At 58.9% G+C, this 8,621-nt stretch carries 9 protein-coding genes and 1 pseudogene; 8 read left to right on the top strand and 2 right to left on the bottom strand.

Going from position 1 to position 8,621, the window contains the following annotated elements; genetic code table 11:
- The 8 genes and pseudogenes from QZL71_RS03345 to mgsA all read left to right on the top strand — a co-directional run.
- Nucleotides 1–515: pseudogene (locus QZL71_RS03345) on the top strand (U32 family peptidase); the annotation flags it as partial.
- Between the two features lie 101 nt (nucleotides 516–616).
- Entirely contained in the window at nucleotides 617–1,063 is a 447-nt protein-coding gene (gene dut, locus QZL71_RS03340; RefSeq protein ID WP_005939948.1) for a dUTP diphosphatase, read from the top strand.
- A 6-nt stretch (nucleotides 1,064–1,069) separates the two neighbouring features.
- Nucleotides 1,070–1,627 carry a Maf family protein gene (locus QZL71_RS03335; RefSeq protein WP_082210837.1) on the top strand — a complete coding sequence of 186 codons (558 nt, stop codon included), beginning with the start codon at nucleotides 1,070–1,072 and terminating at the stop codon, nucleotides 1,625–1,627.
- Nucleotides 1,628–1,787: 160 nt separating this feature from the next.
- Nucleotides 1,788–2,810, top strand: a complete 1,023-nt coding sequence (locus QZL71_RS03330) for a rod shape-determining protein (protein ID WP_005939954.1) — start codon at nucleotides 1,788–1,790, stop codon at nucleotides 2,808–2,810.
- 148 nt (nucleotides 2,811–2,958) lie between these two features.
- The gene (mreC, locus tag QZL71_RS03325) at nucleotides 2,959–3,789 is read left to right on the top strand and encodes a rod shape-determining protein MreC (protein ID WP_101956484.1); all 831 of its coding nucleotides are present in this window, start codon (nucleotides 2,959–2,961) and stop codon (nucleotides 3,787–3,789) included.
- Nucleotides 3,790–3,803: 14 nt separating this feature from the next.
- Nucleotides 3,804–4,337 (top strand): rod shape-determining protein MreD, encoded by a 534-nt coding sequence (mreD, locus tag QZL71_RS03320; RefSeq protein ID WP_044953428.1) that lies wholly within the window; start codon nucleotides 3,804–3,806, stop codon nucleotides 4,335–4,337.
- Nucleotides 4,338–4,356: 19 nt separating this feature from the next.
- The gene (locus QZL71_RS03315) at nucleotides 4,357–6,660 is read left to right on the top strand and encodes a peptidoglycan D,D-transpeptidase FtsI family protein (RefSeq protein ID WP_294647734.1); all 2,304 of its coding nucleotides are present in this window, start codon (nucleotides 4,357–4,359) and stop codon (nucleotides 6,658–6,660) included.
- 194 nt (nucleotides 6,661–6,854) lie between these two features.
- On the top strand, nucleotides 6,855–7,259 hold the full coding sequence (mgsA, locus tag QZL71_RS03310) for a methylglyoxal synthase (protein ID WP_005939970.1): 405 nt from the start codon (nucleotides 6,855–6,857) through the stop codon (nucleotides 7,257–7,259).
- Between the two features lie 318 nt (nucleotides 7,260–7,577).
- On the opposite strand, the gene QZL71_RS03305 is transcribed toward mgsA, so the two are convergent.
- Together QZL71_RS03305 and rnhA are read right to left on the bottom strand one after the other, a co-directional pair.
- Entirely contained in the window at nucleotides 7,578–8,108 is a 531-nt protein-coding gene (locus tag QZL71_RS03305; RefSeq protein ID WP_154255357.1) for a hypothetical protein, read from the bottom strand.
- A complete protein-coding gene (gene rnhA, locus QZL71_RS03300) occupies nucleotides 8,105–8,569 on the bottom strand; it encodes a ribonuclease HI (RefSeq protein ID WP_005939979.1) in 465 nt (154 codons plus the stop codon). The genes QZL71_RS03305 and rnhA overlap by 4 nt, the downstream gene beginning before the upstream one ends.
- Nucleotides 8,570–8,621: the final 52 nt, after the last annotated feature.

Raw genomic sequence — 8,621 nt, 5'->3', positions numbered from 1 at the left:
ACCTGCGCCTGTGCCGGGGCCTGCCCATGAGCGGCAGCTTTGGCCTGAACATCACGAACCAGCTGGCCGCGCAGTTCTACGCGGACAACGGCCTTGGCTCCATGCTCATCCTGCCCGAGGTGAAGGACAGCGACATCAGCACCATTGCGCCCACCCATAACGGCAGGCCGGTGCCCACCGGCGTGCTGGTGTACGGCCATATGCCGCTGATGATCACCCGTGCCTGCCCGCTGCAGAACGTCCACGACTGCGCCCACTGCGACAAGACCGGCGTGCTGACCGACCGCAAGGCCAAGAAGTTCCCAGTGCGGTGCGGCCTTGGTGTGCGCACCATCTATAACCCTGTACCTATTTATATGGGGGATAAGCCGGGCGCTTTGACGGTGGACTACGGTGTGGCTTACTTCACGCTGGAAAGCCGGGAGGAAGCGGCCAAAATTCTGGAGATGATCCGCACCCATGCACCCTTTGAAGGTGATTTTACCCGTGGGTTGTATTTTAAAGGTACGAACTGAAACTCCTTCCGTCATTGCTGACGCAATGCCACCTCCCTGAGGGAGCTGTCGAGCGTATGCGAGACGGAAGGAGTTGCTATAAAATCAAAACGAGGTATACTATGGAACCCATCACAGTAAAATATAAGGTATTGGACACCCGTGCCAAGGTGCCCTCTTACGCAACCCCCGGCTCTGCTGCCGCCGACCTGTGCGCCGTACTGGACGCGCCGCTCACCCTTGCCCCCATGGAGCGGGCACTGGTGCCCACCGGCCTTGCCATCGAGCTGCCCGGCCCCCACAGCGTGGCACTGGTGTACGCACGCAGCGGCCTTTCCATCAAGCACGGCCTGTGCATGGCCAACGGCGTGGGTGTGGTGGACAGCGATTACCGCGGCGAGCTGAAGGTGCCCATGGTCAATCTGGGCAGGGAAGCCTACACCATTCAGCCCGGTGAGCGTGTGGCCCAGCTGTGCATCGCACCGGTGTACACCGCTGCCTTTGTGCCTGCCGAAGAGCTGGGCGATACCCAGCGCGGCGAGGGCGGCTTTGGCTCTACCGGAAAGTGAGATGGAATCATGAACCTGATCTTAGCTTCCGGCAGCCCGCGCAGGCGGGAGCTGCTCTCCTTATATACCACCAATTTCACCGTCTGCGTCAGTGACTTTGACGAAAGTGCGGTGCAGGCCGCTACGCCTGCCCATCTGGTGGAACAGCTGGCCCGGGGCAAGTGCCTTGCTGTTTCGGCCCAGCACCCGGGCGCTGTGGTCATCGGCTGTGATACGGTGGTGGATGTGAACGGCGAGGTGTTCGGCAAGCCACACAGCGAAGAGGACGCAAAGCGGATGCTGCGCGCCCTTTCCGGTGCCACCCACGAGGTGCACACCGGCGTGTGCATCTCGGACGGTGCGCGCACTGAAAGCTTTGTGGACAGCTGCCGCGTTACCTTCTTCCCGCTGGGTGAAGAGGAGATCGACTTCTACGCTTCCACCGCCGAACCCTACGATAAAGCCGGTGCCTATGCCATTCAGGGACGGGCGGCCCTCTGGCTGGACCGTATTGAGGGCGACTACTACACCATCATGGGTCTGCCGGTGAGCCGCACCGTACAGCTGCTGGCACATTTTGTGTGATAAAACTGGAAAAAACGAAGAAAACTTGCGCAAACGCTTGAGAAATCATTGCCTTGCGGCTATAATAGAACCGTGTTATTCTGCGCAAAGGCGGCACAAAAGGGCTGCCGGATGTTCTGGCGCTATAGATAAAATGGGAAGCATAAGGAGAATTTTTACAATGGGCCTGTTTTCTAAAGATGTAGGTATCGATCTGGGTACCGCAAATACTCTGGTATATATGAAGGGCAAGGGCATCATCATGCGGGAGCCTTCGGTCGTGGCTGTGGATACCAAGACCGACGAGGTACGCTGTGTGGGTGCCGAGGCAAAGGCTGTCATTGGCCGTACCCCCGGCAGCATCGTGGCTGTGCGTCCGCTGAAGGATGGCGTGATCGCTGACTTTGACATCACCACCAACATGCTGGAAAATTTCCTCAAGAAGGCATGCGGCAACAGCATGTTCTCCCGCCCCCGCGTGGTCATCTGCATCCCGTCCGGCGTTACCGAGGTGGAGCGCCGCGCTGTGCGCGAGGCTACCCTGAAGGCCGGTGCCCGTCAGGTGTCCGTCATTGAGGAACCCATGGCAGCAGCCATCGGTGCGGGCCTGCCCATCAGCGAGCCTACCGGCAGCATGATCGTGGATATCGGCGGCGGCACGGCTGAGATCGCTGTGATCTCTCTGGGCGGCATCGTGGCCTCCCGCAGCGTGCGCATGGCAGGCGATATGTTCGATCAGGCCATCATCGCCTTCATCAAGCGCAAGTACAACCTGCTGATCGGTGAGCGCACCGCAGAGCAGATCAAGATCGAGATCGGCTCCGCCTATGCGCTGGACCCCGAAATGACCATGGAGATCAAGGGCCGTAACCTCGTGGACGGCCTGCCCAAGAACATCGTCGTCCACTCGGAGGATGTGCGCGAAGCTCTGCTGGAATGTCTGGTCAAGATCACCAGCGCCATCAAGGAAACGCTGGAGCGCACCCCGCCGGAGCTGAGTGCGGATATCATCGACCGCGGCATCACCCTGACCGGCGGCGGCGCACTGCTGCGCGGTCTGGATCAGCTGATCCAAAGCGAGACCGGCATCGACGTACACATTGCGGAAGACCCGCTGGACTGCGTGGCCAAGGGTGCCGGTGCGGTGCTGGATCATGTGGATGTCCTGCATGACGTGCTGGACACCGACGGCGGCCACATGTAACACGGGCAAGGCCCACACTTGCGGAAAAGGCTCTTTTGCGCAGCGTCTGCGCTGATTTCCGCTGCAAACAATGTCTCTTGCGCGGATGGCAGGGCTGTCCGCGCTTTTCTTATGGCATGGCATCCACCCGAAACAGGAGGGTACTCCCTTGAAGGATTTTTTTGACACATGGAAATTTAAGATACTGGTAGCCGTGGCGGTGTTTCTGGTGGGCATTATGGCCTATGCCGGTGCCAACGGACGGCTGACTGCTGCCCCGCAGGAACTGCTGGGCGTGGTGCTGATGCCGCTCCAGAAGGTCACATCGGCACTGAGCGGCGGCATTGGATCGGTGTGGGAAAAATACACCAGCATCGATGAGGTCATGGAACAGAACGAACAGCTGGAAGCGGAGAATGCTGAGCTGCGCCAGCAGATCGTGGACTACGACCGCATCAAGGCGGAGAACGAAGCCTACAAGGCACTGGCCCGCATTCAGGATTCCAACACCGAAGCAAGCTATATTTCTGCCTTTGTGATCGGCCGCGACCCGCTGGATGAGTTCGGAGGCTTTACGCTGGACTGCGGCACGGTGAACGGCGCAGCCGTGAACGATGCTGTGATCAGCGATAAGGGCTATCTGATCGGCATGGTGGTGGAAGCCGACACCACCAGCTGCAAGGTGATGACCATTCTGCACCCCAGCTTCAGCGCTGCGGGCGTGGTATCCCGCACGCGGGAAAACGGCATTATCAATGGCAGCACCGATTATGCCGGTGACGGCCTGTGCGTGCTGACCAATCTGGAACGCGCCACTGAGACGAAGATGGGCGATCAGGTGATCACCACCGGTCTTGGCGGAGTGTTCCCGCCGGATCTGCTGGTGGGAACCGTGCAGAAGGTGGAGCCGGAAGTCAGCGGCAAATCTTCCATTGCAGTGGTGCGCCCGGGTGCAGACCCGCGCACGGTCAAGCACGTATTCGTTATTACCGACTATTAAGGGGGCGCATTTGTATGGAATCACGCCGCATGCGCAGCCGCAGCCAGATCCTGAAATGGGTCTGCTACGCGGTGGCACTGTTTGTGTGCGCGGCACTGCAGACGACCCCCGGCCTGCTCCAGCTGGGGCAGGCAAAGCCGCTGTTCATTCTGCCGCTGTGTCTGGCTGTGGCCGTGTATGAAGGCGAGTTTGCAGGTGCGCTGTTTGGTGCCGTGAGCGGCCTTTTGTGGGACTACACCGCCGGGCGCACCGTGGGTATGCTGGCGCTGGAACTGCTGTTGCTCTGCTTTGCGCTTTCGGTGCTGGTGCAGGTGTATCTGCAGGGCAGCACATGGAACTTTGCGCTCATCAGCACCGGCACGGCCCTTGTGGTGCTCTCGCTGGACTGGCTGTTCTTCTACTACATGCCCGGCTACAGCTGGGCGCTGAGCCGCTGGCTGACCTTTGTGCTGCCTTCGGCCATGATGACGCTGGTGCCGTCGCTGATGCTGTTCAGTCTGGTGCGGCACATTTACAGCGCATTCAAAATCGACAACGGCGTAGTCTGAACCGCCGGAGGAAACGCGGATGAACCAAAACGAACGAAAAAACGTTGTGCGCCGGATGATCCTGCTCATTGCAGTGGCATGTGTTATCATGGGCCTGTACGTGATGCGGCTGATCTTTCTGCAGCTGGTCAACGGCGACGACTTCAAGGCCAAGGCCACCAATACCACCGACTATAACTTTACGGTCACGGCGGCCCGCGGCGATATCGTGGACAGCGCCGGGCGGCGCATTGCCACCACAACCACCAGCTACAATGTGATCCTCAACAAACTGCTGATGGGCGACCGGGATCTGGATACCATGCTGCAGCAGATCGTGGAGCTGCTGCGTGCGAATGGCGAGAGCTGGAATGATACGCTGCTGATCGGTCAGGCGGACGCAGCAGGCAATTACGCCTTTACGGACGATGACACGTCCACCAGCGACCAGAAGCAGCTGGCAGACATGAAGGAAACGCTTGGTCTGCAGCAGTACGCCACCGCCAACGATGTAATGGAAATGCTGGTGGAAAAGAACGATCTGCAGGATTTTTCGCCGGAATGGCAGCGTGTGCTGGCCGGCATCCACTACGAGATGGATCGGCAGGCGTTCTCCAATGTGAACAATTTTGTCATGGCGGAGAACGTGAGCACCCTCGCGGTGGCCACCATCAAGGAGCACAGCCTGCAGCTGCCAGGTGTGGAGATCGTGGAAACCAGCGCCCGCAGCTACGACCAGAGCGATATCGTCCCGGCGGTGCTGGGCCGTGTGGGCAAGATCACGGCGGAAAAGTGGAAGGTGACCGATTCCAACGGTCAGGTGACCTATCCGCTGCGGGAAAAAGGCTATAACATGAACGATGTTCTGGGCATTTCTGGTCTGGAATCCGTTTATGAGGACGAGCTGCGCGGCAAGGACGGCGTGGAGACCATCACCCGCAATTCGGACGGCGTGATCGTGGATACAAAGCTCACCACTGTGCCGGAGCCGGGCCATACCGTGCAGCTGACCATTGACAGCAACTTCCAGCGTGCCGTGGACAAGGCACTGGCGGACAACATTGATATGATCAACCGCGTATACAATACCGGCACCATGAAAGCTGCCGCCGGTGCGGTGGTGGTGCTGGACGTGAAGGACGGCAGTGTGCTGGCTGCTTCCAACTATCCCAGCTATGACCAGAACCTGTATGCCGCCAACTACAGCGAGTACAGCTCCGACCCGAGCCTGCCGCTGTTCAACCGCGCATTGCAGGGCCTGTATACGCCGGGTTCTACCTTCAAGCCCGCCGTGGCGGTGGCTGCACTGGACAGCGGCCTCATCAACCAGTATTCTACCGTTTACTGCAACGGCGTGTACAACTACTTCAAGGATTACCACCCCCGCTGTACCCGCCATGGCCACAGCGGCAACATCGATGTGGTAACGGCCATCAAGTGGAGCTGCAACATCTTCTTCTATGATGTTGGCCGCCGCCTGACCAGCGATGTGTACGATGCCTATGCCTACAAGCTGGGTCTTGGCCAGCGCACCGGTGTGGAGGTGAGCGAGGCCGTGGGCCGTCTGACCACCAAGAACGACTCCAACTATACGGCATCGCTGGATGTGCAGGCCGCCATCGGTCAGGGCAACACGGTGGTCTCGCCCATCCAGCTGGCTACCTACGCGGCAACGCTGGCCAACAACGGCACCCGTTACCGCACCCATTTCGTCAAGGCCATTCTGGACACCAACACCGGCGAGGTGCTCAGCGAGACCAAGCCCGAGGTCATGGATGTGATCGAAGGCACCGGCAACACCTTTGAGCTGGTGCGGCAGGGCATGAAGCAGGTGCCCAGCACCATCAGCGGCAAAATTTCCAGCTATCCGGTGCCGATCGCCTGCAAGACCGGTACACCTCAGCGCAGTGAGACCTATGCGCCCGGTAAGCACTATCTGAACGCCATGATGGTGGCTTACCTCCCGGCGGATGATCCGCAGATCGCCATTGGCATTAGCATTGAGTACGGAGGCTATGGTGCCCGTACCGGTGATCTGGTGGTGGACATTGCAAATGCCTATTTTGCCCTGAAGGATGGCAGCCTTGCCCAGCAGGCCGAAGCGGAAAAGGAAGCCGAGCAGGCCCAGCAGGAAGATCAGGCGCAGACCACTGACCCAGCACAGGCCGCTGCAGGCCAGACCACCGGCAATGCCGCAGCCCAGCCTGCACAGATGACACCCGCCGCAGACACCGCTGCGCCGGAAACGGCAGCAGAAGGGGAAGCCCAGCCTGCCGTGCAGGACGAGCAGCAGCCCGCCGCAGACACCGAGCAGAACCCCGATGCCATTGCGCCGGAGAACTGAAAACGGGAGACAAAACCGACACGGGAAAGGGCACTGCAGCGGAGTTTTGAATGGAAACATCCCTGAAAAGAAAACAAAATTGAATATTTTGTATAAAAACCAGTTGTAAAAGATTGGATTTTGTGATATCATTTCAAGCAAAGGACTTTTTTACAAAAGCGTTCCAATCGTTTAGGAAGAGGAGAGGGTAACGGATGACGATTGCACTCATTGCGCATGACTCCAAAAAGGAGCTGATGGTTCAGTTTTGTACGGCGTACTGCCGCATCCTGAGCCAGCATAAACTGGTAGCGACCGGCACCACCGGTAAACTGATCGCAGAAGCTACCGGCTTACAGGTGCAACGCTTTCTGGCCGGTGTGCAGGGCGGCGACCAGCAGATCGCATCCCGCATCGCCTGCAATGAGATCGACCTGTTGCTGTTCTTCCGTGATCCCATCAACGCAAAGCCCAGCGAACCCAACGAAATGACGCTGCTGCGCCTGTGCGATGTGCACAACATCCCCATGGCCACCAACATTGCCACTGCCGAGGTACTGATCCACGGCTTGGAGCGCGGCGATCTGGATTGGCGCGATATCGTGCATCCCCAGAACTGACAAAACGATTTGGAATGGCTCCGCGTGTGCTGCGCCATATTCAGCGGAAATTATATTGATAATGCGAAAATCGGGAACATCTGCGGATGTTCCCGATTTTCATTTTCACGGGAATGGGGTCCGAACCGCAGAATGCATTTCTGCCGCCGTGCGGCTGTTTCCGCAGGAAGCAAAAACAGCAGATGCCGTGTGCCGCAGCGGCCTTGCCTGTAAAAAAAGAATTCCGGAAAATCTGCGGATTTTCCGGAATTCTAATATAAAAATAATGTTTCCGCTGAATATGGCCAGAGTGCAACGGAGGCCATTTGAAACGTACGGTTAAACTTTAAAATCCTCGGCCATCTCCGCCACATCTTCCGGGGCAAAATCGCCCAGCGGCAAGATCAGCCGTGCCAGCGTTTCCTGCGGCAGAGCTGCAAGAATCGTGCTGTCATCACTGCCGGTGCCTGCGGGCGGGCAGACGGTGTGCACGCCGTCTGCACCGGTCTCCACCCGGGCACGGTGAGTGGTTGCCACATATTGCATCCCAAGCTTGTCTGCAGCCGTCAGCAGGGCGGCAAACAGCGGCGTGCCGCCTTCGCCCAGAACGTCTGCGTCCTGCCCGGCCAGTGCTTCGGCGTTCAGCACGATGCACTCGATGCCAAGGGCCTCTGCTGCCTTTTTGGAGTTTTCCGCATCGGCGGTCTGTTCTGCTGCCAGCCGCACGGCAGCGCCCGCCACGGCAAAGCCCTGCTGCTGTAAAATGCGCACAGCTACGGCGCATTCTCTGCTGCCGTCCATCTGCACCAGAACCTTATCCTGACTCTCGTAGGTGTCGAACCCACTGCCGGGCAAAAATGTGTCGCTCATGTTCCCTGCCTCCCGCCATGTGCTTTGCTTTGGGCCACGGCCAGCTGGTCGCAGCGTTCGTTCTCCGGGTGGCCTGCGTGGCCCTTGACCCAGACATAGGTGATCTTGTGCCGGGCTTCCTGCTCCAGTGCCTGTGCCCAGAGGTCCGGGTTCAGGGCAGGGGAGCCATCTGCTTTTTTCCAGCCCCGGCGCTGCCAGTTTTTGGCCCAGCCCTTCTGAAGCCCGTTGATGACATACTGGCTGTCGGAGCACAGCCGTACCTCGCACGGCTCCTTGAGCTGGCGCAGTGCTTCGATAAAGGCTGTCAGCTCCATGCGGTTGTTGGTGGTGCTGTCGTCGCCGCCGCTCAGCTCTTTCTCGTAAACTTTGCCGTTAAAACGGTAGCGCAGCACGGCACCCCAGCCGCCCGGGCCGGGATTGCCGCTGCATGCGCCGTCGGTGTACACTTCGACCTGCTTCATGCGGTTCTCCTTCTAAAATGAGTTGCTTCTATTTAGCGCTATTTTCCGGCTT

Source organism: uncultured Faecalibacterium sp. (assembly GCF_900066275.1).
In the GTDB taxonomy this organism is placed as follows: Bacteria; Bacillota; Clostridia; order Oscillospirales; family Ruminococcaceae; genus Faecalibacterium; species Faecalibacterium taiwanense.
Note: the sequence above shows the minus strand (reverse complement) of the source record. Positions and strands in the feature narration are given on the sequence as shown.

Bases quoted from the DNA above. Each gene is read 5' to 3' on its own strand.
- dut (WP_005939948.1), top strand. From the start codon at position 617: ATGGAACCCATCACAGTAAAATATAAGGTATTGGACACCCGTGCCAAG.
- QZL71_RS03330 (WP_005939954.1), top strand. From the start codon at position 1,788: ATGGGCCTGTTTTCTAAAGATGTAGGTATCGATCTGGGTACCGCAAAT.
- mreD (WP_044953428.1), top strand. From the start codon at position 3,804: ATGGAATCACGCCGCATGCGCAGCCGCAGCCAGATCCTGAAATGGGTC.
- QZL71_RS03315 (WP_294647734.1), top strand. From the start codon at position 4,357: ATGAACCAAAACGAACGAAAAAACGTTGTGCGCCGGATGATCCTGCTC.
- mgsA (WP_005939970.1), top strand. From the start codon at position 6,855: ATGACGATTGCACTCATTGCGCATGACTCCAAAAAGGAGCTGATGGTT.
- QZL71_RS03305 (WP_154255357.1), bottom strand. From the start codon at position 8,108: ATGAGCGACACATTTTTGCCCGGCAGTGGGTTCGACACCTACGAGAGT.
- rnhA (WP_005939979.1), bottom strand. From the start codon at position 8,569: ATGAAGCAGGTCGAAGTGTACACCGACGGCGCATGCAGCGGCAATCCC.